We start from the raw sequence: 26,115 nt of genomic DNA, 5'->3' as shown, positions 1-26,115 counted from the left end.
CATGAGAGGATTTGTCATCGCGGCCCTGGCCTGCATGGCCTGGTCGACCGCATCCGCGGAGGATTCGTCCTGCGCCCGGGTCCGCAGCGCCGACATGGGCTGGACCGACATCGCCCTGACCACCAACACCGCCGCCATCGTGCTCAAGGCCATGGGCTACGAGATGACCAACACGCTGCTGGGCCTCAACATCACCTATGAGAGCCTGAAGAACGGCCAGGTCGACGTCTTCCTCGGCAATTGGCGGCCGGCCCAGGACATCGAGTTCAAGCAGTATTACGACGAGGGCTGGGTCGAGGTGCTGGGCACCAACCTGACCGGCGCGAAGTTCACCCTCGCCGTCCCGGCCGCCCTGGCGGAGGCGGGGGGTGCGCGGCTTCGACGACCTCGCCCGCTTCGCCGACAAATTCGACCGCAAGATCTACGGCATCGAACCCGGTAGCAATCAGCCGCTGCTCGACATGGTGGCGGCCGGCCGACACGGGCTGAAGGGCTGGGAGATCGTCGAATCCAGCGAGCAGGGCATGCTGGCCCAGCTGCAGCGGGCGATCGCCCGCGACCAGTGGATCGTCTTCCTCGGCTGGCAGCCGCACCCGATGAACCTGAACTTCAAGATCGCGTACCTCACCGGCGGCGACGCGGAGTACGGGCCGGATTTCGGCGGCTCGACGGTGCGGACCATAGCCCGGCCGGGCTATGCCGCCGCCTGCCCCAACCTGGCTCGCTTCTTCGCCAACCTCGCCTTCGACATCGACGCGGAGAACGCCGGGATGAAGCTGATGCTGGACGACGGCCAGGACGCCCCGACCGCCGCCGCGGCCCTGATCAAGGCGCATCCGGAGAAGCTGGCCGCCTGGCTCGATGGCGTCACGACCCGGGACGGCCGGCCGGCCCTGGCGGTCGTCCAGGCGGCTTTGGCGAAGTGACGGATATCGCCTTCGATCGGCCGGCGACGATGCTCGCGGCGGTGCTGGACGCGCCCGGCGAACCCCTGGCCGTGCGCCGCGTGCCGGTCCCGAGGCCCCGCCCCGGACAGTTGCTTGTGCGGCTGCGGGCTTGCGGCGTGTGCCACACCGACCTTCATATCTGGGGCAGCGGCGCCGCCTCCGGCAAGCCGCTGATCCTGGGGCATGAGGGCGTCGGCGAGGTCGTCGAGATCGGCGCAGGCGTGCCGGGCTGGCGCCGGGGCGACCGGGTCGGCGTGCCCTGGCTGCACGACACCTGCGGCCGGTGCGACGAATGCCGCGAGGGCGCGGAATCCTTCTGCCAGGCCCAGCGGGCCCATGGCTGCGACGTCGACGGCGCCTTCGCCGAATACGTCGCCGTCGACGCCGGCTATGCGGTGCGACTGCCGGCCGGGGCCGACCCGGTCGCCACCGCCCCCCTGATGTGCGCCGGGGTGACCGCCTATGGCGCGATCCGACGGGCGGCGCTGCGGCCGGGGTCGCGCTGCGCCGTGTTCGGCTGCGGCGGCCTCGGCCTCTACGCCGTCCAGCTGGCCGCCCGGACCGGCGCGACGGTGGTCGCGCTGGATGTGTCCCCGGCGAAGCTGGAGCGCGCCCGGGCGCTGGGGGCCCACCACACCGTGATCGCCGACGAGGCCGCGGCGGCGCGCCTGCAGCAGCTCGGCGGCATGCATGCCTGCATCAACTTCGCGCCGACCGACGCGACCTGGGGGGCCATGATCGGCGGCATCCGGCCGCGCGGCACCATCGTCGCGGCCGCCCTGGTGGAGAAACCGGTGCCGGTCAGCCAGGCCTGGCTCACGGCGACCGGGGTCGTCCTCACCGGCACCAGCGTCGGCACCCGGCTGGAGATGGAGGAGCTGATCCGGCTGCATGCCGAGGCGCCGCTGCGCAGCATGACCCGCAGCATCGGGCTGGCGGAGATCAATGACGGGCTGCGCGACCTGCGCGAAGGCCGGGTCAACGGCCGGCTGGTGATCGATTTCGGCAAAGCCGGCCGCGCCTGACCCCGCGGGTGTCCGGTTGAGCTTTCTGCGTTGCAGATGCAGGCATAGAGCTCAACTTTCATTGTCATTGCCCGGCTTGACCGGGCAATACAGGGGCCACCAAGAGCCGCTCTGGCCGCCCCTGGATGCCACGGTCAAGCCGTGGCATGACAAAAGAGGGATGTGGCGTTGCGCTGAAATTCCACTGTCGTCTGTGTTTTCGCCTCAACCGGACAGCAGTGGCTGATTGCCGGTCAGCGGCGCGGCGCCGGCTCGTCCCGGGAGAGCCCCATCGCGTTGCCGGACAGCAGGCCGTCGACCCAGCCATTGGCGATGCGCACGGCATCATCCGGCGCGAACACGGTGGGGTCGAGGCAGAGTTCGAGCCACAGCCCGTCGAGCATGGCGGTGAAGGCCAGCGACGCCAGGGCCGCGTTCACCCCGCGCGCCCGGTCTTCGGCGGCGGCGGCGATCAGCTGTTCCAGGGTCTTGCGATAGGCGGCGTAGACGTCGCGATGGACCTGCCGGATCGCCTCGTCGCGGCGCACCAGCGCCCAGAAGGACAGCCAGATCGACAGCAGCTCGGGGTCCAGCACCGGCGGCCGGAAGCTGGCGTCGATGAAGGCGCGCAGCCGCGCTTCAGCCGTCGCGGCAGGGTCCTGCAGCGCGACCGCCAGGGCTTCGGCGACATGGCTGCCGATGAAGCGGTAGGTCTCGGCGATCAGGGTGTCGATGCCGCCGAAATAGTGGCGGACCAAGCCAGGGGACACGCCGGCGCGGGCGCACACCTCGCGCACCGAGGTGGCGGCATGGCCGCGTTCGGCCAGGCACCGGGCCGTGGCTTCGATCAGCGCCCGGCGTCGCACCGCCGGCAATTCGCGCGTGAATTTCGCGCGGGGCCCTGTTTTGTCGCCAGCGAGACGATCTGGGGGCACGCGATCAGAGGAGGCGGAGCGAGGCTCGGCCACAGGAAGCGACGGCCCGGAGTCTCCCCCGGGCCGTCCCTGGCATCACAGCAGCTGGACCGCTTCGGCCATCGGGCCCTTCTGGCCCATGCGGACCGTCAGGCGAACCCGCTGCTCGCTGTTCAGGCTCGGCAGGCCGGCCTTCTGCAGCGCGCGCGAAGCGACATAGACGTCCTTGCCGCCATCGTCCGGCGTCACGAAGCCGAAGCCCTTCTCGGCGTTGAAGAACTTCACAGTGCCCTCGACCTCGGTGGCCGGGCCGCTGAAGCCGCCACGGTCGCCGCCGAAGCCGCCACCACCGCCGCCGAAGTCGCGACCACCACCGCCGAAATCACGGCCGCCGCCGCCAGCGCCGAAGCCGCCCCGGTCACCACCGAAGCCGCCACCGCCGCCGAAGCCGCCGCGCTCGGGCCGGTCGCCGAAGCGATTGGGCCGGAAGCCGCCACCCGCGCCCGCGGCGGGCGGAGTGCCGAGTTCCTCGACACGATGGATCACCGCGACCTGCGGGCCCTTCTGACCTTCCGCGATGTCGCAGACGATCTTCGTGCCCTCATACATCTCGCGATGGCCGGACTGCTCCACGACCGAAGCGTGCAGGAACGCGTCCGGCGAACCGTCCGTCACCTGGACGAAGCCGAAACCCTTCGTCGCATTGAACCACTTGACCACTGCCGTCACGTCACGGCGATACTCACCGCCTCCGACGCGCGGCGGATGACGTCGGTTCATCATTGACCTGAAACTCCAAGAGAAAGTGCTGCACCATGACCAAGGGTGCGGCTTCCGCGAGCGGAAACCAAGATCTGCCCGCTCGCGACCGGCAACGCGCCGGTCCTGGACGGTCTGAACGTTTTTGTCGATAGGACCATTCGTTACGTGGAAACGACCTGCCCGCGCGTGGAGAGCCACCCGCGGGCGATGATCATCTCCTAACCCCTCAGCCGAGCCTACAGAAGACACCCGATTGGACTATAACTCGACGCCGCGCGGCTTGACCATAGTTGTCGCAAGGGTTCCGAGAGAATCTTTCTTAAGCCACAGTCAGCGCGAAAGCCGCACCGGAGCGCCGGTTTTCACCGACTCCCAGGCCGCGTCGGCGAGCAGCAGGGCGCGCCTGCCGTCCTCCCCTCCCGCCCGCGGCGGCCGGCCGTCCAGCACCGCGTCGATGAAGTCGTCGAGCTCACGCCGATAGGCATCCGCGTAGCGTTCCAGGAAGAAATGCAGCGGCTTGTCGCTCACCACCCCATCGGCCCCGGAGAATTCGACCGTGGTCGGGGTGCGGTTCTCGACCCGCAGCATGCCCTTGGCGCCGAAGGCCTCGACCCGCTGGTCATAGCCATAGGCGGCACGGCGGCTGTTGGAGATCTGCGCGATCGCGCCGCCCGCGGTCTTCAGGGTGACGACGGCGGTGTCGACGTCGCCCTCGGCGCCGATCGCCGGGTCGACCAGGTTGCTGGCGGTGGCGTAGAGCTCGACTGGCTCCTCGCCCAGCAGCCAGCGGGCCATGTCGAGGTCGTGGATCATCATGTCCCGGAACAGGCCGCCGGAGACCCTGATGTAGCTGGCCGGCGGCGGCGACGGGTCGCGGCTGGTGATCGACACCAGCTCGACCTTGCCGATGCGGCCTTCGGCGATGCCGGCCTGCGCGGCCTCGAAGCTGGGGTCGAAGCGGCGGTTGAAGCCCAGCGCCAGCGGCACGCCGGCCTGGGCCACGATGTCGAGGCAGCCCTGGACCCGGGCGCTGTCGAGGTCGATCGGCTTCTCGCAGAAGATCGCCTTGCCGGCCTTGGCCGTGGCCTCGATCAGGTCGGCATGGGTGTCGGTCGAACTGGCGATGACCACGGCGTCGACGCCGTCCAGCGCCGCCAGACCGTCGCCGACCACGGCGCCGTGCTGGGCCGCCAGCTCTTCGGCCGCGGCGCGGTGGACATCCACCACCGCCACCAGCTTGGTGCGGGGGTTCCGGGCGATGTTGTCGGCGTGGATCTTCCCGATCCGTCCGGCACCGAACTGGCAGATCTTGAGCATGCTTCTTCTCCCTAGCGACGCGCCCGGGATCATGGCCCGGCAGCGACGACCGGCGACAGAAAAATCAGAATTCTGAGGTTGCAGTCAAATGGAATATTTGTTCTATTTGGCTGAAATCGCCCTGGGGAGGACAGCCATGACCCGCCACCTGACCGGCCACCGCGGCGGCTTCGGCCCGGGGCTGACGCCGATCACCCGCTTCGACGAGCCCGAGGACGACACCGGCATCGCCGTCTCGGTCCTGAAGCTGGCGCCGGGCGAGAGCCGCGAGATCGAGGCTGCGAACGAGACCGCCTGGCTGCTGATGTCCGGCGCCGCCGAGGTCACGGTCGACAACCGGTCGACCCGGTTCGAGCGCGGGTCGCTGTTCGACGAATCGGCCAGCGCCGTGCATGTCGCCGCCGGCGCCCGGGTCCGGCTGCAGGCCGAGACCGAGGCCGAGTTCACGGTCTACGAGACGAAGAACACCAAGCCCTTCCCGTCCCGGGTGTTCGGGCCGGAGGATGTGCCGAACGAGCATCGCGGCAAGGGTCAGGTCGACGAGGCCTGCTACCGCTATGTCCGCACCATCTTCGACCTGCGCAACAGCGACCCCAACGCCGAGCTGGTGCTGGGCGAGGTCGTGACCTTCCCCGGCCGCTGGTCGAGCTACCCGCCGCACCACCACCCGCAGCCGGAGATCTACCACTACCGCTTCACCGATCCGCGCGGCTACGGCCATGCCGAGCTGGGCGAGACGGTGCTGAAGGTGCGGGCCAACGACACCATCAAGATCTTCGACGGCTTCGACCATGCACAATGCGCGGCCCCCGGCTACGGCATGTACTACGCCTGGGTGATCCGCCACCTCGCCGGCAACCCCTACACCGTGCCGGAGTTCACCGAGGAGCATCGCTGGACCATGGACCAGGACGCCGAATTCTGGCGCCCGGAAGGCGCGTCGCGTCATGGCTGAGCCCACACCCACACTCGACGTCATCTGCATCGGCCGGTCCTCGGTCGACCTCTATGGCGACCAGGTCGGCGGCCGGCTGGAGGACATGGCGTCCTTCGCCAAATACGTCGGCGGCTGCCCGACCAACATCTCGGTCGGCGCCGCCCGGCTCGGCCTGCGCTCCGCCCTCCTCACCCGGGTCGGCGACGAGCATATGGGCCGCTTCATCCGCGAGCAGCTGGCGGCGGAAGGCGTCGAGACCAGCCACATCATCAGCGACCCCGAGCGGCTGACCGCGCTGGTGATCCTGGGCATCCGCGACCGCCACACCTTCCCGCTGATCTTCTACCGCGAGAACTGCGCCGACATGGCGCTGTCCGAGGACGACATCGACGAGGCCTTCATCGCCTCGGCCCGCGCCGTGGTCGTCACCGGCACCCACTTCTCCACCCCCGGCGTCGCGGCGATGAGCCGGAAGGCGATGCGGCTGGCCCGCGCCCATGGCCGCAAGGTGGCGTTGGACATCGACTACCGTCCCGTCCTGTGGGCCCTGACCGGCCATGGGCTGGGCGAGGAGCGCTTCGTCGAGAACGCCGATGTCAGCGCCCATCTCCAGGGCATTCTGCCGGATTGCGACCTGATCGTCGGCACCGAGGAGGAGATCCACATCGCCGGCGGCGCCACCGACACGCTGGCGGCGCTGCGCCGGATCCGCGAGCTGAGCGCCGCCACCCTCGTGGTCAAGCGCGGGCCGATGGGCTGCGTCGTGTTCCCCGGCGCCATCCCCGACGACATCGAGCAGGGGGTCAAGGGCCCCGGCTTCCCGGTCGAGGTCTACAACGTGCTGGGCGCCGGCGACGGCTTCATGGCCGGCTTCCTGCGCGGCTGGCTGCGCGACGAGCCGATCGAGGCCGCCTGCCGCTACGCCAACGCCTGCGGCGCCTTCGCCGTGTCGCGCCATGGCTGCGCCCCGTCCTACCCGAGCTGGGCCGAGCTGTCGCAGTTCCTGGAGCAGGGCAGCGCCCATCACCGGCTGCGCGAGGACCCGGCGCTGAACCAGGTGCATTGGGCGACGACCCGGATCCGCGACTGGCCCGAAGTCCACGCCATGGCCTTCGACCACCGCTCGCAGTTGGAGGAGATGGCGGCGCGCAACGGCGTGGATCCCGACCGGATCGGCGCCTTCAAGCTGCTGGCCTGGCAGGCGGCGAAGCAGGCCCATGGCGACGCCCCCGGCTTCGGCGTGCTGATCGACGGCCGGCTGGGCAGCGACGCGCTGTTCGCCGCCGCCGGCACCGGCACCTGGATCGGCCGGCCGATCGAGCTGCCGGGATCGCGCCCGCTGCGCTTCGAGGGCGGGCCGGATGTCGGCGTCACCCTGCGGGAATGGCCGCTGGAGCACGTGGTGAAGTGCCTGGTGCAGTACCACCCGGACGACGGGCCGGAGATGCGGGCGGAGCAGGACCGCCAGCTGCTGGCCCTGTTCGACGCCAGCCGCGCCACCCGGCACGAGCTGCTGCTCGAGATCATCCCGCCCAGGACCATGCCGGCCGACGACCACACCGTGGCCCGGGCGCTGGACCATCTCTACAGCATCGGCATCCACCCCGACTGGTGGAAGCTGCCGCCGCCGTCGGAGACCGCCTGGATCGCGATCCAGGAGGTCATCGCCCGGCGCGACCCGAACTGCCGCGGCGTGGTGCTGCTGGGGCTGGAGGCGCCGGAGGAGGAGCTGATGGCCGCCTTCACCCTGGCCGCGCGCCAGCCCTGGTGCCGCGGCTTCGCGGTCGGCCGCACCATCTTCGGCCGCGCCGCCGAGGACTGGTTCGCCGGACGCATCGACGATGACGAAGCGGTGGGACGGATGGCCGCCAGCTATGGCAGCCTGATCGCCGCCTGGCAGGATGCCCGCGCCGCAGCGCAAGCCGCGGCCTAAAGGAGCGATAGGGATGGGAACCGTGCGTTTGACCATGGCGCAGGCCCTGGTGCGCCACCTCGCCGCGCAGTGGATCGAGGACGAGGACGGCACCCGCGAGCGCCTGTTCGCCAGCTGCTGGGCGATCTTCGGCCATGGCAATGTCGCCGGCATGGGCGAGGCGCTGTACGCGCATCGCGAGGAATTGCCGACGCTGCGGGCCCACAATGAGCAGGCGATGGCGCTGGCCGCGATCGCCTTCGCCAAGGCGAAGTTCCGCCGCCGCATGATGGCGGTCACCACCTCGATCGGGCCGGGCGCCACCAACCTAGTCACCGCCGCCGCCCTGGCCCATGTCGACCGGCTGCCGGTGCTGCTGCTGCCCGGCGACGTCTATGCCAGCCGCCGGCCGGACCCGGTGCTGCAGCAGGTCGAGAGCTTCGGCGACGGCACGGTCAGCGCCAATGACTGCTTCCGCCCGGTGTCGCGCTATTTCGACCGGATCACCCGGCCGGAGCAGATCCTGACCGCCCTGCCCCGCGCCCTGTCAGTCCTGACCGACCCGGTCGATTGCGGGCCGGTGACCCTGGCGCTGTGCCAGGACGTGCAGGCCGAGGCCTTCGACTACCCCGCCTGGTTCTTCGAGGAGCGGGTGCACCGCATCCGCCGCGCCGGCGCCGATGAGGGCGAGCTGGCCCGCGCCGTGGCGGCGCTGACGAAGGCCGAGCGGCCGCTGGTGATCGCCGGCGGCGGCGTGCTGTATTCCGGCGCGGCCAGGACCCTGGCCGGCTTCGCCGAGCGCCATGGCCTACCGGTGGCCGAGACCCAGGCCGGCAAGGGCAGCCTGGCCTGGGCCCATCCCAACAATGCCGGGTCGATCGGCGTCACCGGCAGCAGCGCCGCCAACGCCCTGGCCGCCGATGCCGATGTCGTGCTGGCGGTCGGCACCAGGCTGCAGGATTTCACCACCGGCTCCCGCGCCCTGTTCCGGCAGCCGGGCCGCACCCTGATCCAGCTGAACGCCGCGACCTTCGACGCCGACAAGCACGGCGCCCTGCCGCTGGTCGCCGATGCGAGGCGTGGCCTCGACGCGCTGTCCGGGGCCTTGGGCTCCTGGACGGCGCCGAAGCGCCAGGCCGACCGGGTCAAGGGCCTGGTCGCGGAATGGACCGCGTCGGTCGACCGCGCCACCGCGGCCAGCAACGCCCCCCTGCCCTCCGACGCCCAGGTGCTGGGCGCCGTCAACCGCGCGGCCGGTCGCGGCGCCATCGTGGTCTGCGCCTCCGGCGGCCTGCCGGGCGAGCTGCACAAGCTGTGGCGCACCGACGCGCCGGGCGGCTATCACCTGGAATATGGCTATTCCTGCATGGGCTACGAGATCGCCGGCGGTCTCGGGGTCAAGCTGGCCCGGCCGGACCGCGAGGTCTATGTCCTGGTCGGCGACGGCAGCTACATGATGATGAACTCCGAGATCGCGACCGCTGTCCAGCTGGGCGTGAAGCTCAACATCGTCGTGCTCGACAACCGCGGCTTCGGCTGCATCAACCGGCTGCAGAACGCCACCGGCGGCGCCTCCTTCAACAACCTGTTCCGCGACGTCGCCGGCGCCCAGCCGATCGACTTCGCCCTGCATGCCGCCAGCATGGGGGCGGTGTCGGAGAAGGTGTCGGGCATCGCCGAGCTGGAAGGGGCGCTGCTGCGCGCCAAGGCGACCGACCAGACCAACGTCATCGTCATCGACACCGACCCGGTGGTGACGACCGAGGCCGGCGGCGCCTGGTGGGACGTGGCCGTGCCCGAGGTCTCGGACCGCGAGCCGGTCCGCCAGGCCCGCGCCGGCTACGAGGCCCAGCTGGCCGGACATCCCGTCACCGGGCGCTCCGCCTGACCGAAACCAACCACGCAACGAGACCGCCGCGATGACTGTCTTCCTCGGCACCAACCCGATCGCCTGGAGCAACGACGACCTGCCGGAGCTGGGCGGCGAGACGCCGCTCGAGACCTGCCTGGCGGAAACCCGCGAGGCCGGCTTCACCGGCATCGAGCTGGGCAACAAGTTCCCGCGCCAGGCCGATACGCTGCGCCCGATCCTGGCGGCGCACGACCTGCAGCTGATCTCCGGTTGGTACAGCGCCAACCTGATTGACCGAACGATCGATCAGGAAATCGCGGCGATGGAGCCGCATCTCGCTTTGCTGGCCGCGATGGGCTGCAAGGTCATGGTGTTCTGCGATACCTCCGGCGCAGTGCATGGCAACCAGGGCACGCCGCTGTCGGCTCGCCCGACCCTGCCGGACGAGGACTGGCCGGAATTCGGCCGCAAGCTGACCGCGGTCGGTGACCACATGGCGAAACGCGGCGTGCGCCTGGCCTACCACCACCACATGGGCACGCTGGTGCAGAGCGAGGCCGAGGTCGACCTGCTGATGCACCACACCGGCCTGTCGGTCGGGCTGCTGCTGGATGCCGGGCACATGACCGTGGCCGGCGGCGACCCGGCGGCGCTGGCCAGCCGCTATGCCAGCCGGATCAACCATGTCCACGCCAAGGACGTCCGCCGCGACGTGCTGCAGAAGGTGCGCGACGAGGATTGGAGCTTCCTCGACGGCGTCGTTGGCGGGCTGTTCACCGTGCCGGGCGACGGCATGGTCGATTTCGCCAGGGTGTTCGACGCCCTGCCCAAGAGCTATGCCGGCTGGATGGTGGTGGAGGCCGAGCAGGACCCGGCCAAGGCCAACCCGCTGGCCTATGCCCGGCTGGGCCGCCGCAACCTGTGGAAGTTCGCCACCGGCGCCGGCTTCGACGTCAAGGGCTGAAGCCGGCCCGGTGGAAGAGCCGGCTATGAAGATTTCCCCAACGAGGCGAAGTGGTTGATGGCATATTGGCGGCCTCGAATCACTCGCCTCGGATGGTGAAAATGTCGGCTCAAAGCTCCTTCTTCGCGTTTTTCGCCCGCATCTTCCTCGCCGTCCTGTTCGTGGTCTCCGGTTACTTCAAGCTGACGGACTTCAACGGCTCCGTCCAATACGTCGCCTCGGCCAGCAGCCTGCCGGTGCCGCAGCTGTTCACCGCCCTGACCATCCTGGTCGAGCTGGGCGGCGGCATCCTGCTGATCCTGGGCCTGTTCTCCCGCACCGCCGCCTTCATCATGGCCGGCTTCACCCTGCTGACCATCCTGCTGGTCCACCACTTCTGGACCATGGCGGATGCCGAGGCGATGGCGAACCAGCTGATGGCCATGAAGAACCTGGCGATCGCCGGCGGCCTGCTGATGATCACCGGCTTCGGCCCCGGTGCCTGGGCGATCGGGCCGGGCGGCCGCCGCTGACGGTCACGGCACCGGACATGCTTTCGAAACGGCGGGCCTCGGGCCCGCCGTTTTCGTTTCGGGTCAGCGGTGCTTGAACGCGGGCGGGCGCTTCTCGGTGAAGGCGGCCATGCCCTCGCGGCGGTCCTCGGTTCCGAAGGTGGCGTGGAACAGCCGGCGCTCGAACAGCACGCCCTCGGCCAGGCTGGTCTCGTCGGCGCGGTGCACCGCCTCCTTCGCCAGCATCGTGATCGGCAGGGAATAGCCGGCGATGGTCTCCGCCGCCTTCAGCGTCTCGTCCAGCAACTGGTCCGCCGGCACCACCCGCGAGACCAGGCCGGACCGTTCCGCCTCCGCCGCATCCATCATCCGGCCGGTCAGCACCATGTCCATCGCCTTGGACCGGCCGATCAGCTTGGTCAGGCGCTGGGTGCCGCCGGAGCCCGGGATGGTGCCCAGCTTGATCTCCGGCTGGCCGAACTTGGCGGTGTCGGCGGCGATGATGAAGTCGCACATCATCGCGATCTCGCAGCCGCCGCCCAGGGCGTAGCCGGCCACCGCCGCGACGATCGGCTTGCGGAACCGGCTGATGCAGGTCCAGTTCTCGATCAGGTTGCCGGTGTAGGCGGCGATGAAGTCCTTCGACGCCATCTCCTTGATGTCGGCGCCGGCGGCGAAGGCCTTGGCCGAGCCGGTCAGGACCACCGCACCGATGCCGTCATCCGCCGCGAAGGCGTCGAGCGCCTGGGCGAGGTCCCGGAAGATCGCGTCGTTCAGCGCGTTCAGCGCCTGCGGCCGGTTCAGCGTGATCAGGCCGACCCGGCCCCGGGTCTCGACCAGGATGGTCTCGTAGCTCGCGGTCATGGAACACTCCTTCGCATCGACTCGTCGATTGATTGACCGAACGCCCGGTCAGCGTTTGCAGGCTCAACGCTGGCACACCGGGCAGAAGAAGGTGCTGCGGCCGGCCTGGACCACGCGCTGCACCGTGCCGCGGCACTTCGGCGTGCGGCACGGTTCGCCCTCGCGGCCATAGACCGACCAGGAATGCTGGAAATAGCCGAGCTCGCCATCGACCTGGACGTAGTCGCGCAAGGACGACCCGCCGGCCGTGATCGCCCGCTCCAGCACCGCCTTGATCTCCGGCACCAGCCGCGCGGCGCGGACCCCGGCGACCGAGGCCGCCAGCCGGCTCGGCGAGATATGCGCCGCCCACAGCGCCTCGCAGACATAGATGTTGCCGAGGCCGGCGACCACCCGCTGGTCCAGCAGCGCCGCCTTGATCGGGGTGATCTTGCGCGCCAGCACCCGGTCGAGATAGGCGGCGTCGAACTCGTCCGACAGCGGCTCCGGACCCAGCAGCTCCAGCGATTTGTGGGTGTGCAGCGCGTTCTGGCTGACCAGGTCCATCATGCCGAAGCGGCGGGTGTCGTTGAAGGTGACCACCGATCCCGATTCGGTCTCGAACACCACATGGTCGTGCGGGCTGTCGACCGCCGGCCGGCCCTGGCTGACCATCATCCGGCCGGACATGCCGAGATGGATCAGCAGCACCATGCCGTCGTCGAGATGAACCAGCAGGTATTTGGCGCGGCGGTCCAGCCGCACCACGCGGCGGCCGGTCAGCCGTTCGACCATGCGTTCGGGCAGGGGGGAACGCAGGTCGGGGCGGCGCTGTTCGACGCGGGTCAGGCGCTGGCCTTCCAGGACGGGCACCAGGCCGCGGCGAACGGTCTCGACTTCGGGAAGCTCGGGCATGGCCGGCACACTGGCACGAGCCGCCGCCGGACGCTATGGTCCGGCCATGAGCGACGCCCCTTCCCACCGCAATCCTGAGTCCCGCTGGTTCGGCGACACCGAAGTCGACCCGACGGAAAAGACCGAGCGCGTCCAGGGCGTGTTCAGCAGCGTCGCCCGCCGCTACGACCTGATGAACGACCTGATGAGCGGCGGCGTCCACCGGCTGTGGAAGGCCCAGCTGATCGCCGCGATCCGGCCGCATCCCGGCGAGACGCTGCTGGACGTGGCCGGCGGCACCGGCGACATCGCCTTCCGCTTCCTCGACCGCGCCGGGGTAGACAGCACAGGCCGGGGCGCCCGCGCCATCATCTGCGACCTGACCGAGGGCATGGTCGCGGTCGGCCGTGACCGGGCGATCGATCGCGGCCGGATCGGCCCGATCCTGCACATGGTCGGCAACGCCGAATCGCTGCCGGTCGCCGACCGGTCGGTCGACGTCTACACCATCTCCTTCGGCCTCAGGAACGTGACCCGGATCGACGACGCGCTGCGCGAGGCGCGGCGGGTGCTGAAGCCGGGCGGCCGGTTCTTCTGCCTGGAGTTCAGCAAGGTGGTGCTGCCAGGCTTCGACCGCGCCTACGACCTCTATTCCCGCACCGTGATCCCGCGCATGGGCAAGGTGGTGGCCAAGGACGAGGACAGCTACCGCTACCTGGTCGAGAGCATCCGCCGCTTCCCCGACCAGCCCAGCCTGGCCGAGCGGATCGAGGCGGCGGGGCTGGAGCGGGTGCGCTGGACCAACCTGTCGGCCGGCATCGCCGCGATCCACACCGGCTGGCGGATCTGAGGGCAGCGGACGACGGAGATCAGAATGCCCGACCGCGAAAAGGAAGAGGCTTCGAGCGATAGCCCCCCAGGAAGCGGAGCGCCGGCAGATTCAGGCGAAGGCCGATGCAATCGTGGCGTTCTGGAACGAACACGAGCGCCGCTTCGGGACGCCTGCCGACGAGTACAGCGAGATCTGATCGCGCAGACTCGGCGAAACACTTTAGCCGTCATTGCGAGTCCCGGAGGGGCGTGGCAATCCAGCGGCACCGCCCCCTGGATCGCCACGTCGCTTCGCTCCTCGCGATGACGACGAGTCCGTAGATCCCGCCTAAGACCCCATTTCACGGCCCCATCCGCGCATATCGTCGCAATCGACGATCGCGGGGCTTGCCGAAACCGTTCGGCCGCCCTAAAGAACATTCATGCGATGTAATTCGCCCTGCGCTGTCCCCGGGGACCTGCCGTGACGCTGACGCTTCGCGACCGACGCATCCTGCTGATCGTGGCCGGCGGCATCGCCGCCTACAAGTCGCTGGACCTGATCCGACGCCTGCGGGAACGCGGCGCCCGGGTGCGCTGCATCCTGACCCAGGCGGCGACCGAGTTCGTCACCCCGCTGGCCGTCGCCGCCCTGACCGAGGACAAGGTCTATGGCGCGCTGTTCTCGCTGACCGACGAATCGGAGATGGGCCACATCCAGCTGTCGCGCGACGCCGACCTGCTGGTGGTGGCACCGGCCACCGCCAACATCCTGGCGCGGATGGCGGGCGGGCTGGCCGACGACCTGGCCACCACCGCCATCCTGGCCACCGACAAGCCGGTGCTGGTGGCCCCGGCGATGAATGTGCGGATGTGGGACCACCCGGCGACGCGGGACAATCTGGCCCTGCTGCGGCGCCGCGGCGTGCTGACCGTCGGCCCGAACCAGGGCGACATGGCCTGCGGCGAATACGGCTTCGGCCGCATGGCCGAGCCGCTGGAGATCGTCGCCGCGGTCGAGGCCTATTTCGACGGGATCGGCCGCTTCGGCACCCAAGGCCCGCTGAAAGGCCGCCACGCCCTGGTGACCAGCGGCCCGACCCATGAGCCGATCGACCCGGTGCGCTACATCGCCAACCGGTCCTCGGGCAAGCAGGGCCATGCCATCGCCGCCGCCCTGCTGCAGGCTGGGGCCCGGGTGACGCTGGTGTCCGGCCCGACCCATGAGCCCGCCCCCGCCGGCGTCACATTGGTGCCGATCGAGACCGCGGCCGAGATGATGGCCGCCTGCCAGGCCGCGCTGCCGGCCGATGTCGCGGTCTGCGCCGCCGCGGTGGCCGACTGGCGTGTGGCCACGCCTTCGGGGCAGAAGATCAAGAAGGGCGCCGGCGGCCCGCCGGCCCTGGCGCTGGCCGAGAATCCCGACATCCTGGCGACGCTGAGCGCGGTGGGGCCCAACCGCCCGGCGCTGGTGGTCGGCTTCGCCGCCGAGACCGAGGATGTGGTGGCGCACGCCCAGGCCAAGCGCGCCCGCAAGGGCTGCGACTGGATTCTGGCCAACGACGTGTCGCCGGGCACCCAGGCCTTCGGCGGCGACAGCAACATCCTGCACTTGATCACCGCCGAGGCCGCCAGCACCTGGCCGCGGCTGAGCAAGCCCGACATCGGCACCCGCCTCGCCGGCGCCATCGCCGCCCATTTCAACAAGGACTGACCCCGGCCGATGACCGAAGCGATCCCCGTCGCCATCACCCGCCTGCCGCATGGCGCCGACCTGCCCTTGCCCGCCTATGCCACGCCGGGCTCGGCCGGGCTGGACCTGCTTGCCGCGGTGGCCGAGCCGGTGACGCTGGCGCCGGGCCGGCGGGTGCTGATCCCCACCGGCATCGCCATCGCCCTGCCCGCCGGCACCGAGGCGCAGGTGCGCCCGCGCTCCGGCCTTGCCCTGAAGCACGGCATCACCATCGCCAACGCGCCGGGCACCATCGATTCCGACTATCGCGGCGAGATCGGCGTGGTGCTGATCAACCATGGCGACGAACCGGTCGCCATCACCCGCGGCATGCGCATCGCCCAGATGATCGTCGCCCGCCACGCGACCGTGGCCTGGGACGAACGACCGACCCTAGACACCACCGCCCGCGGCGCGGGCGGCTATGGATCCACCGGAACGGGAGCCTGAAGCATGTTCCGACTGCCGAAGAAGATGCTGTTCGCCATCGAGGCGGTGCTCGACATCGCCTACAACGCGGTCGACACGCCGGTGCAGAGCGCCGAGATCACCAAGCGCCAGGGCATCCCGCGGCGCTATCTGGAGCAGGTGCTGCAGCAGCTGGTGCGGGTCGACATCCTGACCGGGGTGCGCGGGCCGCGCGGCGGCTACCGCCTGGCGCGCGAGCGCCGGCGCATCACCGTGGGCGAGATCGTGCGCGCCATCCGGTCGCTGGAGACCGCGGCGGATGAGGAGGACGCGCTGCCCCCGGGGTCGCGCCTGGGCCAGGAGATCGTCCGTCCGCTGTGGCTGGAGCTGCAGGAGGAGGCGGTGCGCCGGCTCGACGGGCTGAGCATCGAGGACCTGTGCAACCAGGCCCGCGACCAGGGCATCCCGCGTGAACGCGCCGCACCGGTCGACTTCTCGATCTGAACGGCTGGCCTTACCCAACCTCGCCGCGTATAAATGTGGTCAAATCTATTTAACGCCCTGGGAGAGTAGTTATGTCGTCCTCCACCGTCGGCAAGATCGATCTGCCTGCCCAGGCCGAGTTCCGGGGCAAGATCTACGACTCGATCCTCGACACCATCGGCGCGACCCCGCTGGTCCGCGTGAAGAAGCTGGCCGAGGCGCATGGCGCCAAGGCCGACATCCTGGCCAAGCTGGAGTTCTTCAACCCGCTGTCGAGCGTGAAGGACCGCATCGGCTTGGCCATGATCGAGGCGCTGGAGGCATCGGGCAAGATCAAGCCGGGCGTCAGCACCCTGATCGAGCCGACCTCGGGCAACACCGGCATCGCGCTGGCCTTCGTCGCCGCGGCCAAGGGCTACCGCCTGATCCTGACCATGCCCGAGACCATGTCGGTCGAGCGCCGCAAGATGCTGAAGTTCCTCGGTGCCGAGCTGCACCTGACCGAAGGCCCCAAGGGCATGAAGGGCGCGATCGCGAAGGCGGAGGAGCTGGTCCAGACCATCCCCAACGCGATCATCCCGCAGCAGTTCGAGAACGCGGCCAATCCGGCGATCCACCGCAAGACCACGGCCGAGGAGATCTGGAACGACACGCAGGGCGGCGTCGACATCCTGATCTCCGGCGTCGGCACCGGCGGCACCATCACCGGCGTGGCCGAGGTGCTGAAGCAGCGCAAGCCCAGCTTCAAGGCGATCGCGGTGGAGCCGGAGGACAGCCCGGTGCTGTCCGGCGGCAACCCCGGGCCGCACAAGATCCAGGGCATCGGCGCCGGCTTCGTGCCCGGCGTGCTGAACACCAAGATCATCGACGAGGTGGTGCGCATCTCGAACGAGCGCGCTTTCCAGACCGCCCGCCAGGTCGCCAAGTTGGAAGGCCTGCCGGCCGGCATCTCCTCCGGCGCCGCGCTCGCCGCGGCGCTCGAAGTGGGCCAGCGCCCGGAGAACGAGGGCAAGCAGATCGTCGTGATCATCCCCTCGATCGCCGAGCGTTACCTCTCGACCGCGCTGTTCGAAGGCCTGGACTAGCCTCCAGCTTCCATGGTGCGTGCGGGGAAGCGGGCCTTCGGGCCCGCTTTTTCGTTTCAGCGGCCCGGCAGCGCCAGGCGTCGGCCGATGCCGATGGCGTCGAGGAAGTCCGGGTCGTGGCTGGCGACCAGCAGCGCCCCATCATAGCCGGCCACCGCCTGCTCGATCGCCGCGATCGAGTCGAGGTCGAGATGGTTGGTCGGCTCGTCCAGGATCAGCAGCCGCGGCGGGGTCGGCCCACCCAGCACGCAGGCCAGCGCCGCCCGCAACGTCTCGCCGCCGCTCAACCCCGCCACCGGGCGCAGCGCCGCATCCGCCCGGAACAGGAACCGCGCCAGCACCGTCCGGCAGGCATTGTCGGTCGCGGCCGGATGCAGCGCCCGGAAGTTCTCCAGGATGGTGCGGTCGGGCCGCAGCCCGCCGGCGCGCTGGTCCAGCATGGCGATGCCGCCGTCGAAGCGCCGGACACGGCCGGCATCGGGCGCCAGCTCGCCGGCCGCGAGGCGCAGCAGCGTCGACTTGCCGGCGCCGTTCGGCCCGGTCACCGCCACCCGCTCCGGCCCGGTCAGGGTGAAGCTGAGGTTGTCCAGCACCGGCCGCTCCACGCCCGACGGGGTCCAGCGGACATGCTCGAACGCCAGCACCATGGTCCCGGAGGCCAGTCCGGTCGGCGCCACCGCGACGCTGAGCGACGCCACCCGCTCCACCGCCGCCCGGGCCTCGGCCAGCGCCGCCTCCGCCATCTCCTGGCGGCGCTCCCGCATGCCGCTCACGCGCCCCTGGCTCTGCCCCGCCTTCTCCTTAGCGAAATCCAGCATGATCTTGGGCTGGCCGGCATCGGCGCGGGATTTGCGGCCGCGGGAATCGCTGCGCGCCTTGCGCTCCAGCCCCGCCTGCGCCTCGCGCGCCAGCCGCGCGGTCTCCTGCTCGGCATGGGCGAGGCCCTGCCGCGCCGCCTCGGCCTCGGCCTCGCGCTGCGCCCGGTAGGCATCCCAGTTGCCGCCATAGACCCGGACGCCGAGGCCGGACAGCTCGACGATCCGGTCCATCCGGCGCAGCACCTCGCGGTCGTGGCTGACCACGATCGCGCCACCGCGCCAGCTGTCGAGCAACGCGCAGATCGCGTCGCGGCCGGCGGCGTCGAGGTTGTTGGTCGGCTCGTCCAGCACCAGCATCTCGGGCGGGTCGACCAGCAGCCCGGCCAGGGCCAGCCGCGTCGCCTCGCCGCCGCTCAAGGTTCCAAGCGGCCGGCGCAGGTCGAGACCCGCGGGCAGGCCGAGCCGGGGCAGCGCCAGCGCCGCCCGCTCCTCCACCGTCCAGTCGGCGGCAGCGAGGTCGTCCTCGGTCCCCTGCCCCGCCAGCAGCCGGTCGAGCCGGGCCAGCGCCGGCGCGATGCCGAGCGCATCGGCGGCGGTCATATCAGGCGCCACCCGTACGCTTTGCGGGAGGTGGCCGACGCCCCCCTGGCGGCGGATGCGGCCGCCCTGCGGCGCGATCTCGCCGAGCAGGAGGCGCAGCAGGGTGGACTTGCCCGCACCGTTGCGGCCGACGAGGCCGCTGCGCTCGGCCCCGAAGGCGAGCGTCAGGTCCTCGAAGAGCGGGCGGTGGTCAGGCGTGTGGTGGGAGAGGGATTCGGCGGCGAGAAGGGGCATGACGGCTCGACGGATGCAGCAGGACGGGGCGGGGGACGTGCCATTCCGTCTTGCGTTCCATCGGGGCCTCTCCTTCTCGGTGCGGCCGACAGCATAGCGGTAAAAAACATCCAAGCAAACCAGGGCGCGGCCGCCCATCCTTGCCGCGCGACATGAGGGGTGGTTGCGATGGCGGATGAAGAGACCGTGCGGCGGGCCGCGCTGGCCCTGCCCGAGGTGACCGAGCAGGACCATTGGGACCGCCCGTCCTTCCGGGTCGGCGGCAAGATCTTCGCGGTGCTGCGGCCGGCGGAGCGGCGGGCGGTGCTGAAGCTGCCACACGACCGCCAGGAGATGCTGTTCGAGGTCCGGCCCGAGGCCTTCTCGCCGGCGCGCTGGGGCCGTCTGGTCTGGACCTTCGTCGACCTGCCCGCGGTCGATGCCGGGCAGCTGGAGGCGCTGGTGGCCGAAGCCTGGCGCGAGGTGGCGCCGAAGCGCCTGACCCGGCCGCCGCGCTGACGCCATGGACAGCCGGGCATGGACAGCCTGTCCTGGGCGCGCTAGCCCAGGGGACCGACCAGCGACAGCGGGACGACCATGACGCGCAAGCCGAGAGCCCGGGACCTGGGCATTCCGTTCGAGGGCACGCCCGGCCCGCTGAACGCCATCACCGACATCCCCGGACTCGAGGTCGGCACCGCCACCATCGTCACCGGCGACGGCCGGCTGGAGATCGGGCGCGGCCCGGCGCGCACCGGCGTCACCGCCATCCTGCCGCGCGGACGGGTGTTCGACCCGGTCTTCACCGGCACCGCCGTGCTGAACGGCAACGGCGAGATGACCGGGACGATCTGGATCGAGGAATCCGGCTTCCTCGAAGGGCCGCTGATGATCACCAACAGCCACAGCGTCGGCACCGTGCGCGACGCGGTGGTCGGCTGGCAGGGCCGCAACGGGCTGGTGGCCCCGCTGGCCCAGGATATCTACTGGTGCCTGCCGGTGGTGGCCGAGACCTATGACGGGACCCTGAACGACATCAACGGCTTCCACGTCACGGCGGAGCATGCGGTCGAGGCGCTCGACGGCGCCCGGCCGGGCCCGGTGGCGGAGGGCAATGTCGGCGGCGGCACCGGCATGTCGCTGTTCGGATTCAAGGGCGGGACCGGCACAGCCTCGCGTCAGCTCTCACCCGAAGAGGGCGGCCACATGGTCGGCGTGCTGGTGCAGGGCAATTTCGGCCGCCGCAAGAACCTGCTGGTCGCCGGCGTCCCGGTCGGGCGCGAGATCCCGGACCTGCTGCCCGACCAGGCCCAGGACCGCGACACCGGGTCGATCATCGTCGTGATCGCCACCGACGCGCCGCTGCTGCCGCACCAGCTGAAGCGCCTGGCCCGGCGGGCGCCGGTCGGCATCGCCCGCACCGGCGGCTATGGCGCCAATGGCAGCGGCGACATCTTCCTGGCCTTCTCCACCGCCAATCCCGGTGCCTTCAGCCGCACGGACACCCGGTCGGTCGCGGTGCTGCCGAACGACGCCATGGACGGGCTGATCGAGGCCACGGCCCAGGCGACCGAGGAGGCGATCGTCAACGCCCTGGTCGCCGCCGAAACCATGACCGGCCGCGATGGCAACACCATGCATGCGATCCCGCATCAACGGCTGCGGGAAACCTTGAGGAAATATAACCGGTTGGCGGACTGAGCTGAGGTTGGCGTAGGTTGGGTTCGCCCTTGCGAACCCAACGCAGGATAGGGCCGCAAGATGTTGGGTTCGCGCCGCGAACCCAACCTACGGTTCAGTGAACCGCCATCTCGGCGCGGATCTTCTGGCGCAGCAGGTCGATCGGGGCCAGCCGGTTGCGCTGGGCCTCATAGTGCCAGAAGGTCCAGCCATTGCAGGACGGCGCGCCCTGCAGCGCGGCGCCGACCCGGTGGATCGAGCCGGCATGGTCGCCCTGGTTGTTGCTGGCGATCAGCGTGCCGTCGGCCCGCACCTTGGCGACATAGCGCCGGTCGGTGTCGAACAGCCGGTCGCCCGGGCGCAGCATGCCGCGTTCGACCACCCAGCCGAACGGCACCCGCGGCGCCTGGCGCTTGGACAGGGTGTCCAGCAGCGACGGGTCGGCCGGCGCCTCGATCGCGGCGATGCGCTGGGTGGCGACGCGGGCATAGGCGTCCTCGCGCTCGACCCCGATGAACTTGCGGCCCAGCCGCTTGGCCACGGCGCCGGTGGTGCCGCTGCCGAAGAACGGGTCGAGGATGGTCTCCCCCGCCCGGGTCGACGACAGGATCACGCGCCACAGCAGCGCCTCGGGCTTCTGGGTCGGATGCGCCTTGCGCCCGTCGATCTTCAGCCGCTCGCCGCCGCTGCAGATCGGCAGCGTCCAGTCGCTGCGCATCTGCAGCTCCTCGTTCAGCCCCTTCATGGCGTCGTAGTTGAAGGTGTAGCGGCTGTCCGGCGACTTCGCGGCCCAGATCAGGGTCTCATGCGCATTGGTGAAGCGGGTGCCGCGGAAGTTCGGCATCGGGTTCGACTTGCGCCAGACGATGTCGTTCAGGATCCAGAAGCCGAGATCCTGCAGGATGGCGCCGACCCGGAAGATGTTGTGGTAGGTGCCGATCACCCACAGCGTGCCGTCGTCCTTCAGCGCGTGGCGCGCCGCCGACAGCCAATCGCGGGTGAAGCGGTCATAGGTGGCGAGGTCGGCGAACTTGTCCCATTCCGCGTCGACGCCGTCGACCCGGCTTTCGTCCGGCCGGCGCAGCTCGCCCCCCAACTGCAAATTGTAGGGCGGGTCCGCGAACACGCAATCGACCGAGCCGGCGGGTAGCGCCCGCATGGCCGAGACGCAATCGTCCTGGACGATTCGGCAACCCGGCGGCAGCCGGCTGATGGTCTGGAGTGATTCGCTCATGACGCGACGATGATTCGCCGCGGAGTCGGCGTCAATCCCTCTTCGAATCAGACGGTTACGCTGAGTCGCTGAAACACCGGCGCAAACGACCGCCGGTGGTGGTCGCAGACCCCGATCCGGTCGAGTCCGGCGATATGCTCCGGCGTGCCGTAGCCGGCGTTGCGTTCCCACCCATAGCCGGGATGGAGGGTGGAGAGACGCAACATCTCGTGGTCACGCACAACTTTTGCGATGATCGACGCCGCCGCGATCGACAGCGAAATCGCGTCGCCGCCGACCACCGCCCGCCCGTCGCAGGGCAAACCGTCGGGCACCTTGTTTCCGTCGATCAGGGCCATGCCGGGACGCTCCGGCAGGGCGTCGAGCGCCCGTCGCATCGCCAGCATGCTGGCCTGGAGGATGTTGATTCGGTCGATCTCCTCGACCGAGGCCCAGCCGAGACCGACCTGCGCCACCGCCCGGATGCGCGGCACCAGCTCTTCGCGCCGGCGCGCGGTCAGCACTTTGCTGTCGTCGATCAGGGCGGCGAGCTCGGGGTCGAGCGGGCGGACCAGCACCACGGCCGCGGCGAGCACCGGGCCGGCCAGGGGGCCGCGGCCGACCTCGTCCAGCCCCGCGACGCTGCGCTTCGGCGCGCCGCACGCGATCTCCAGGCTCCAATCCGGCATGCCGACCCTCCTGCCCCCGGCATAGCGCCGATCGCACGGGACGCCAAGGGGTCAGAACAGGGACATCTGGTCGCCCGGCCGCGGCGGCACCGCGAACTGGCCGATGTCGAGCGCCCAGCGGCTGCGGTTGAGGCCGAGCCGGCGCACCGCGTGGTTGAAGCGGGCGCGGATCATCTCTGCCACCGGGCCCTCGCCGCGCATGCGCTCGCCGAAGCCGGATTTGTACAGCTTGCCGCCGCGGGTCTGCCGCACCAGCGACATCACCCGCTTCGCCCGGTCCGGCGCATGCGCCTCCAGCCATTCCTGGAACAGGCCGGCGATCTCCAGCGGCAGCCGCAGCATGGTCCAGCCCGCCGCCGTCGCCCCGGCCGCGGCCGCCGCCTCCAGCACCTGCTCCAGCATGTGGTCGTTGAGGCCGGGGATCATCGGCGAGGTCAGCACCGAGACCGGGATGCCGGCATCGGCCAGGCGGCGGATCGTCTCCAGCCGCTTCGGCGGAGTCGCCGCCCGCGGCTCCAGCGACCGCGCGAGGTCGCGGTCGAGCATCGACAGCGAGATGCAGGCGCCTGCCAGCCCTTTGGCCGCCATCGGCGCCAGCAGGTCGATGTCGCGGGTGATCAGCGCCGATTTGGTGACGATGCCGAGCGGATGGTTGAAGCGCGACAGCACCTCGATCACCCGCCGCGTCAGCTGCAGCTCGCGCTCGACCGGCTGGTAGGGGTCGGTGTTGGTGCCCATCGCCATCATCGCCGGGCTGTAGCCGGGGCGCCGCAGCTCGGCCTCCAGCAGCGCCGGGGCGTCCGGCTTGTAGAACAGCTGGGTCTCGAAATCGAGGCCGGGCGACAGGCCGAGCCAGGCATGGGTCGGCCGGGCGAAGCAGTAGATGCAGCCATGCTCGCAGCCGCGATACGGATTGATCGAACGGTCGAACAGGATGTCCGGCGAGTCGTTGCGGCTGATGATGGTGCGCGCCGTGTCGACATGCAGCGTGGTGCGCAGCGGCGGCGCGTCCTCCTCCCCCGCCTCGGACAGCCAGCCGTCATCGACCTTGTGCCGGGTCTCGGCCTCGTAGCGGCCGGACTTGTTGCTGACGGCGCCGCGCCCCTTGCGCGGCCGGTCGGCCAGTTCTTCGATCTCGGGCGGCTTGAGCGGCATGAGAACAAAGATAGAACAAATTACCAGCCTTGCCAAGCCCGGCGCAAAAGCCGACATATCGCCCCGACACGGCGTGCGAGACCCGTCTTGACGCCCGGGCGCGAAAAGACTATCAAGCGCCCTCGATTTTCTTGGGGCCCACGTTGGCCCGAACCGGGACCGACAATGGCCAACCACAAGTCCGCCGAAAAGCGTATCCGTCAGACCGAGCGTCGCACGCTGGTCAACCGCAACCGCGTCAGCCGCATCCGCACCTTCGTCAAGAAGGTCGAGACGGCGATCGAGGCGGGCGACAAGGCCGCCGCAGCCGACGCCTTCAAGGCGGCGCAGCCGGAGATGCATCGCGGCATCACCAAGGGCGTGCTGCAGAAGAACACGGTCGCGCGCAAGCTGTCGCGCCTGTCGAGCCGCATCAAGGCCCTCTGAGCCTCGGACGATGACCGGGCCGTTTCGCGGCAGCTGCCGCGGAACGGCCCTTGTCTTGTCTGGCAGGCGCTTCTTCCGGCATGCCGCAACCGGCTGATCCGGGCACTATTCCAGACCGTTTTTTGCGTTTTGGGATGGTCCGGATTTGTTCCGTTGCCAGCACGTGCCCGCCCTGCATATGATCCTCTTTCGCCTGCCATCTGCAGGTTGAGGGCCGCTTCAGGAAACAACTTGTCGGCTACCAGCCTTCGTCACGAAGATTGGCAGAAGAACAGGATTGTGCCCTAACGCTGATCATTTCGTAGTTTTAAGGAATTTGACTCCAGCTTCGCAAGTAGCTGCGAGGAATTGTTCCTGTGCCGGCGGCGTGTTACTGTGATTATTACAGTTTGAATTCAGTCGGCATGGCAGCTGCGCACTCCGCGTCTGGTGTCGCTGCGGGTGGGAATCGGTAAGTTCGGGTCGACGCGGAACGGGACGGGGCGAAAGCCCATTCGGAGGGGATCGGAAGGCAGCATGTCGTCGATGGGGGGAGTCATCATCACATCGATCGAGCAGCAATGGGGCCGGGTCTGCGGCCGGTTGCGCGAGGAGGTGGGCGAAGGCGCCTTCAAGAGCTGGCTGCGGCCGGTCGTCCTCGTCGACCTCGAAGGCGGCGAGGCCCGCATCGCCGCCCCCACCAAGTTCATGCGCGACTGGGTCGCGGCCCACTACGCCGACCGCATCCGCAAGCTGTGGCATGCCGAGAATCCGGACGTCCAGAGCGTCGATGTGATCGTGGTGCCGGACCGGCTGGCCGCCAGGCCGGCGGCCGCGCCCCCTGCCCCGGCGGCGACCGCGCCGGCCACGCGCACCGAGTCGGCAATGCCGGACCGGCCGCCCGAATCGGCCACTGATTTCGGCGCCATCCTCGACCAGCGCTTCACCTTCGACAATTTCGTGGTCGGCAAGCCGAACGAGCTGGCCCATGCCGCCGCACGCCGCGTGGCCGAGGCCAACAGCGTCACCTTCAACCCGCTGTTCCTCTATGGCGGGGTGGGCTTGGGCAAGACCCACCTGATGCACGGCATCGCCTGGCACATCCGCCAGAAGCATCCCGAGCGGCGCGTGCTGTACATGTCCGCCGAGAAGTTCATGTACCAGTTCATCCGTGCCCTGCGGTTCAAGGACACGATGACCTTCAAGGAGCTGTTCCGCTCGGTCGACGTGCTGATGATCGACGACGTGCAGTTCATCTCCGGCAAGGACTCCACCCAGGAGGAGTTCTTCCACACATTCAACGCGCTGGTGGACCAGAACCGCCAGGTGGTGATCTCGGCCGACAAGTCGCCCTCCGACCTCGAAGGCATGGAGGAGCGGCTGCGCTCCCGCCTCGGCTGGGGCCTGGTCGCCGACATCCACCCCACCACCTACGAGCTGCGCCTGGGCATCCTGCAGGCCAAGGCGGAGACCGCGCGGGTCGAGATCCCGGCCAAGGTGATGGAGTTCCTGGCCCACAAGATCACCTCCAACGTGCGCGAGCTGGAAGGGGCGCTGAACCGCATCACCGCCCATGCCGAGCTGGTGCACCGCCCGGTGACCCTGGAATCGACCCAGGAGCTGCTGCACGACCTGCTGCGCGCCTCGGACCGCCGGGTGACGATCGACGAGATCCAGAAGCGGGTCGCCGAGCACTACAACATCAAGATCGCCGACATGCATTCGGCCCGCCGCGCCCGCACCGTGGCCCGGCCGCGCCAGGTGGCGATGTACCTGTCGAAGCAGCTGACCCCGCGGTCGCTGCCCGAGATCGGGCGCAAATTCGGCGGTCGCGACCACACCACGGTGATGCACGCCGTGAAGAAGGTCGAGGAGCTGTGCAGCGAGGACCGGTCCTTCGCCGAGGACGTCGAACTGCTGCGCCGGATGCTGCAGATCTAGGCACGGCGGTCCAGACTGTCAGCCGTCATTGCGAGCCCCGAAGGGG

At 69.9% G+C, this 26,115-nt stretch carries 24 protein-coding genes and 1 pseudogene; 16 read left to right on the top strand and 9 right to left on the bottom strand.

Features of this window, described 5'->3' with window-relative positions; all coding sequences use genetic code 11:
* The first annotated feature begins 1 nt into the window (after nt 1).
* Both choX and E9232_RS09910 read left to right on the top strand, forming a co-directional pair.
* A pseudogene (gene choX, locus E9232_RS09915) lies at nt 2-926 on the top strand (choline ABC transporter substrate-binding protein).
* Nucleotides 923-1,972, top strand: coding sequence for an alcohol dehydrogenase catalytic domain-containing protein (locus E9232_RS09910; RefSeq protein WP_309793768.1), 1,050 nt, complete (start codon nt 923-925; stop codon nt 1,970-1,972). The pseudogene choX and the gene E9232_RS09910 overlap by 4 nt, the downstream one beginning before the upstream one ends.
* A gap of 233 nt (nt 1,973-2,205) precedes the next feature.
* On the opposite strand, the gene E9232_RS09905 is transcribed toward E9232_RS09910, so the two are convergent.
* The 3 genes from E9232_RS09905 to iolG form a co-directional block, all read right to left on the bottom strand.
* Entirely contained in the window at nt 2,206-2,817 is a 612-nt protein-coding gene (locus tag E9232_RS09905) for a TetR family transcriptional regulator C-terminal domain-containing protein (protein ID WP_309793767.1), read from the bottom strand.
* Nucleotides 2,818-2,961: 144 nt separating this feature from the next.
* On the bottom strand, nt 2,962-3,594 hold the full coding sequence (locus E9232_RS09900) for a cold-shock protein (protein WP_309793766.1): 633 nt from the start codon (nt 3,592-3,594) through the stop codon (nt 2,962-2,964).
* 363 nt (nt 3,595-3,957) lie between these two features.
* Complete coding sequence (iolG, locus tag E9232_RS09895; protein WP_309793765.1) at nt 3,958-4,944, bottom strand: inositol 2-dehydrogenase; 987 nt, start codon at nt 4,942-4,944, stop codon at nt 3,958-3,960.
* A 136-nt stretch (nt 4,945-5,080) separates the two neighbouring features.
* On the opposite strand from iolG, the gene E9232_RS09890 reads away from it, so the two are divergent.
* From E9232_RS09890 to E9232_RS09870, 5 genes are all read left to right on the top strand, one after another.
* Entirely contained in the window at nt 5,081-5,899 is an 819-nt protein-coding gene (locus E9232_RS09890; protein ID WP_309793764.1) for a 5-deoxy-glucuronate isomerase, read from the top strand.
* Nucleotides 5,892-7,814, top strand: a complete 1,923-nt coding sequence (locus E9232_RS09885; RefSeq protein ID WP_309793763.1) for a bifunctional 5-dehydro-2-deoxygluconokinase/5-dehydro-2-deoxyphosphogluconate aldolase — start codon at nt 5,892-5,894, stop codon at nt 7,812-7,814. The genes E9232_RS09890 and E9232_RS09885 overlap by 8 nt, the downstream gene beginning before the upstream one ends.
* A 13-nt stretch (nt 7,815-7,827) precedes the next feature.
* On the top strand, nt 7,828-9,681 hold the full coding sequence (iolD, locus tag E9232_RS09880; protein WP_309793762.1) for a 3D-(3,5/4)-trihydroxycyclohexane-1,2-dione acylhydrolase (decyclizing): 1,854 nt from the start codon (nt 7,828-7,830) through the stop codon (nt 9,679-9,681).
* A gap of 31 nt (nt 9,682-9,712) precedes the next feature.
* Complete coding sequence (gene iolE, locus E9232_RS09875) at nt 9,713-10,609, top strand: myo-inosose-2 dehydratase (RefSeq protein ID WP_309793761.1); 897 nt, start codon at nt 9,713-9,715, stop codon at nt 10,607-10,609.
* Nucleotides 10,610-10,710: 101 nt separating this feature from the next.
* On the top strand, nt 10,711-11,121 hold the full coding sequence (locus E9232_RS09870; protein WP_309793760.1) for a DoxX family protein: 411 nt from the start codon (nt 10,711-10,713) through the stop codon (nt 11,119-11,121).
* 63 nt (nt 11,122-11,184) lie between these two features.
* Here E9232_RS09870 and E9232_RS09865 read toward each other — a convergent pair whose 3' ends face one another.
* Nucleotides 11,185-11,964 carry an enoyl-CoA hydratase gene (locus E9232_RS09865; protein ID WP_309793759.1) on the bottom strand — a complete coding sequence of 260 codons (780 nt, stop codon included), beginning with the start codon at nt 11,962-11,964 and terminating at the stop codon, nt 11,185-11,187.
* A gap of 63 nt (nt 11,965-12,027) precedes the next feature.
* Entirely contained in the window at nt 12,028-12,858 is an 831-nt protein-coding gene (mutM, locus tag E9232_RS09860; protein ID WP_309793758.1) for a bifunctional DNA-formamidopyrimidine glycosylase/DNA-(apurinic or apyrimidinic site) lyase, read from the bottom strand.
* 46 nt (nt 12,859-12,904) lie between these two features.
* On the opposite strand from mutM, the gene E9232_RS09855 reads away from it, so the two are divergent.
* The 5 genes from E9232_RS09855 to cysK all read left to right on the top strand — a co-directional run bounded on the left by E9232_RS09855 (nt 12,905) and on the right by cysK (nt 17,355).
* A complete protein-coding gene (locus tag E9232_RS09855; protein ID WP_309794090.1) occupies nt 12,905-13,687 on the top strand; it encodes a class I SAM-dependent methyltransferase in 783 nt (260 codons plus the stop codon).
* 444 nt (nt 13,688-14,131) lie between these two features.
* On the top strand, nt 14,132-15,361 hold the full coding sequence (coaBC, locus tag E9232_RS09850) for a bifunctional phosphopantothenoylcysteine decarboxylase/phosphopantothenate--cysteine ligase CoaBC (RefSeq protein ID WP_309793757.1): 1,230 nt from the start codon (nt 14,132-14,134) through the stop codon (nt 15,359-15,361).
* A 9-nt stretch (nt 15,362-15,370) separates the two neighbouring features.
* A complete protein-coding gene (gene dut / locus E9232_RS09845; protein WP_309793756.1) occupies nt 15,371-15,829 on the top strand; it encodes a dUTP diphosphatase in 459 nt (152 codons plus the stop codon).
* 3 nt (nt 15,830-15,832) lie between these two features.
* Entirely contained in the window at nt 15,833-16,291 is a 459-nt protein-coding gene (locus E9232_RS09840) for an RrF2 family transcriptional regulator (protein ID WP_309793755.1), read from the top strand.
* A 71-nt stretch (nt 16,292-16,362) separates the two neighbouring features.
* On the top strand, nt 16,363-17,355 hold the full coding sequence (gene cysK / locus E9232_RS09835; protein WP_309793754.1) for a cysteine synthase A: 993 nt from the start codon (nt 16,363-16,365) through the stop codon (nt 17,353-17,355).
* 56 nt (nt 17,356-17,411) lie between these two features.
* Here the strand turns inward: cysK and E9232_RS09830 are convergent, their stop codons facing one another.
* Nucleotides 17,412-19,007, bottom strand: a complete 1,596-nt coding sequence (locus tag E9232_RS09830; protein ID WP_309793753.1) for an ABC-F family ATP-binding cassette domain-containing protein — start codon at nt 19,005-19,007, stop codon at nt 17,412-17,414.
* Between the two features lie 168 nt (nt 19,008-19,175).
* Between E9232_RS09830 and E9232_RS09825 the strand changes: the two genes are divergently transcribed.
* Together E9232_RS09825 and E9232_RS09820 are read left to right on the top strand one after the other, a co-directional pair.
* Nucleotides 19,176-19,505 (top strand): MmcQ/YjbR family DNA-binding protein, encoded by a 330-nt coding sequence (locus E9232_RS09825; RefSeq protein WP_309793752.1) that lies wholly within the window; start codon nt 19,176-19,178, stop codon nt 19,503-19,505.
* 78 nt (nt 19,506-19,583) lie between these two features.
* Complete coding sequence (locus E9232_RS09820) at nt 19,584-20,687, top strand: DmpA family aminopeptidase (RefSeq protein ID WP_309793751.1); 1,104 nt, start codon at nt 19,584-19,586, stop codon at nt 20,685-20,687.
* Nucleotides 20,688-20,781: 94 nt separating this feature from the next.
* Here the strand turns inward: E9232_RS09820 and E9232_RS09815 are convergent, their stop codons facing one another.
* From E9232_RS09815 to E9232_RS09805, 3 genes are read right to left on the bottom strand one after another with little or no spacing between them, the layout of a single operon-like run.
* The gene (locus E9232_RS09815) at nt 20,782-21,900 is read right to left on the bottom strand and encodes a site-specific DNA-methyltransferase (RefSeq protein ID WP_309793750.1); all 1,119 of its coding nucleotides are present in this window, start codon (nt 21,898-21,900) and stop codon (nt 20,782-20,784) included.
* A 47-nt stretch (nt 21,901-21,947) separates the two neighbouring features.
* Nucleotides 21,948-22,568: a ribonuclease HII gene (rnhB, locus tag E9232_RS09810; RefSeq protein WP_309793749.1), complete on the bottom strand. Its 621-nt coding sequence runs from the start codon at nt 22,566-22,568 to the stop codon at nt 21,948-21,950.
* Nucleotides 22,569-22,619: 51 nt separating this feature from the next.
* On the bottom strand, nt 22,620-23,723 hold the full coding sequence (locus E9232_RS09805; RefSeq protein ID WP_309793748.1) for a PA0069 family radical SAM protein: 1,104 nt from the start codon (nt 23,721-23,723) through the stop codon (nt 22,620-22,622).
* 165 nt (nt 23,724-23,888) lie between these two features.
* On the opposite strand from E9232_RS09805, the gene rpsT reads away from it, so the two are divergent.
* Both rpsT and dnaA read left to right on the top strand, forming a co-directional pair.
* A complete protein-coding gene (gene rpsT / locus E9232_RS09800) occupies nt 23,889-24,149 on the top strand; it encodes a 30S ribosomal protein S20 (protein ID WP_309793747.1) in 261 nt (86 codons plus the stop codon).
* 525 nt (nt 24,150-24,674) lie between these two features.
* Nucleotides 24,675-26,069, top strand: a complete 1,395-nt coding sequence (gene dnaA / locus E9232_RS09795) for a chromosomal replication initiator protein DnaA (protein WP_374710612.1) — start codon at nt 24,675-24,677, stop codon at nt 26,067-26,069.
* Nucleotides 26,070-26,115: the final 46 nt, after the last annotated feature.

Source organism: Inquilinus ginsengisoli, from assembly GCF_031453975.1.
Taxonomy (GTDB): domain Bacteria; phylum Pseudomonadota; class Alphaproteobacteria; order DSM-16000; family Inquilinaceae; genus Inquilinus; species Inquilinus ginsengisoli_A.
The sequence above is the reverse complement of the archived record's forward strand: the minus strand, read 5'-3'. Positions and strand labels throughout refer to the sequence as shown.

Excerpts from the sequence above, each read along its gene's own strand:
- iolG (WP_309793765.1), bottom strand. The coding sequence starts at position 4,944 with ATGCTCAAGATCTGCCAGTTCGGTGCCGGACGGATCGGGAAGATCCAC.
- E9232_RS09890 (WP_309793764.1), top strand. The coding sequence starts at position 5,081 with ATGACCCGCCACCTGACCGGCCACCGCGGCGGCTTCGGCCCGGGGCTG.
- E9232_RS09885 (WP_309793763.1), top strand. The coding sequence starts at position 5,892 with ATGGCTGAGCCCACACCCACACTCGACGTCATCTGCATCGGCCGGTCC.
- iolD (WP_309793762.1), top strand. The coding sequence starts at position 7,828 with ATGGGAACCGTGCGTTTGACCATGGCGCAGGCCCTGGTGCGCCACCTC.
- iolE (WP_309793761.1), top strand. The coding sequence starts at position 9,713 with ATGACTGTCTTCCTCGGCACCAACCCGATCGCCTGGAGCAACGACGAC.
- E9232_RS09870 (WP_309793760.1), top strand. The coding sequence starts at position 10,711 with ATGTCGGCTCAAAGCTCCTTCTTCGCGTTTTTCGCCCGCATCTTCCTC.
- E9232_RS09865 (WP_309793759.1), bottom strand. The coding sequence starts at position 11,964 with ATGACCGCGAGCTACGAGACCATCCTGGTCGAGACCCGGGGCCGGGTC.
- mutM (WP_309793758.1), bottom strand. The coding sequence starts at position 12,858 with ATGCCCGAGCTTCCCGAAGTCGAGACCGTTCGCCGCGGCCTGGTGCCC.
- E9232_RS09855 (WP_309794090.1), top strand. The coding sequence starts at position 12,905 with ATGAGCGACGCCCCTTCCCACCGCAATCCTGAGTCCCGCTGGTTCGGC.
- dut (WP_309793756.1), top strand. The coding sequence starts at position 15,371 with ATGACCGAAGCGATCCCCGTCGCCATCACCCGCCTGCCGCATGGCGCC.
- E9232_RS09840 (WP_309793755.1), top strand. The coding sequence starts at position 15,833 with ATGTTCCGACTGCCGAAGAAGATGCTGTTCGCCATCGAGGCGGTGCTC.
- cysK (WP_309793754.1), top strand. The coding sequence starts at position 16,363 with ATGTCGTCCTCCACCGTCGGCAAGATCGATCTGCCTGCCCAGGCCGAG.
- E9232_RS09830 (WP_309793753.1), bottom strand. The coding sequence starts at position 19,007 with ATGCCCCTTCTCGCCGCCGAATCCCTCTCCCACCACACGCCTGACCAC.
- E9232_RS09825 (WP_309793752.1), top strand. The coding sequence starts at position 19,176 with ATGGCGGATGAAGAGACCGTGCGGCGGGCCGCGCTGGCCCTGCCCGAG.
- E9232_RS09820 (WP_309793751.1), top strand. The coding sequence starts at position 19,584 with ATGACGCGCAAGCCGAGAGCCCGGGACCTGGGCATTCCGTTCGAGGGC.
- E9232_RS09815 (WP_309793750.1), bottom strand. The coding sequence starts at position 21,900 with ATGAGCGAATCACTCCAGACCATCAGCCGGCTGCCGCCGGGTTGCCGA.
- rnhB (WP_309793749.1), bottom strand. The coding sequence starts at position 22,568 with ATGCCGGATTGGAGCCTGGAGATCGCGTGCGGCGCGCCGAAGCGCAGC.
- E9232_RS09805 (WP_309793748.1), bottom strand. The coding sequence starts at position 23,723 with ATGCCGCTCAAGCCGCCCGAGATCGAAGAACTGGCCGACCGGCCGCGC.
- rpsT (WP_309793747.1), top strand. The coding sequence starts at position 23,889 with ATGGCCAACCACAAGTCCGCCGAAAAGCGTATCCGTCAGACCGAGCGT.
- dnaA (WP_374710612.1), top strand. The coding sequence starts at position 24,675 with ATGGGGGGAGTCATCATCACATCGATCGAGCAGCAATGGGGCCGGGTC.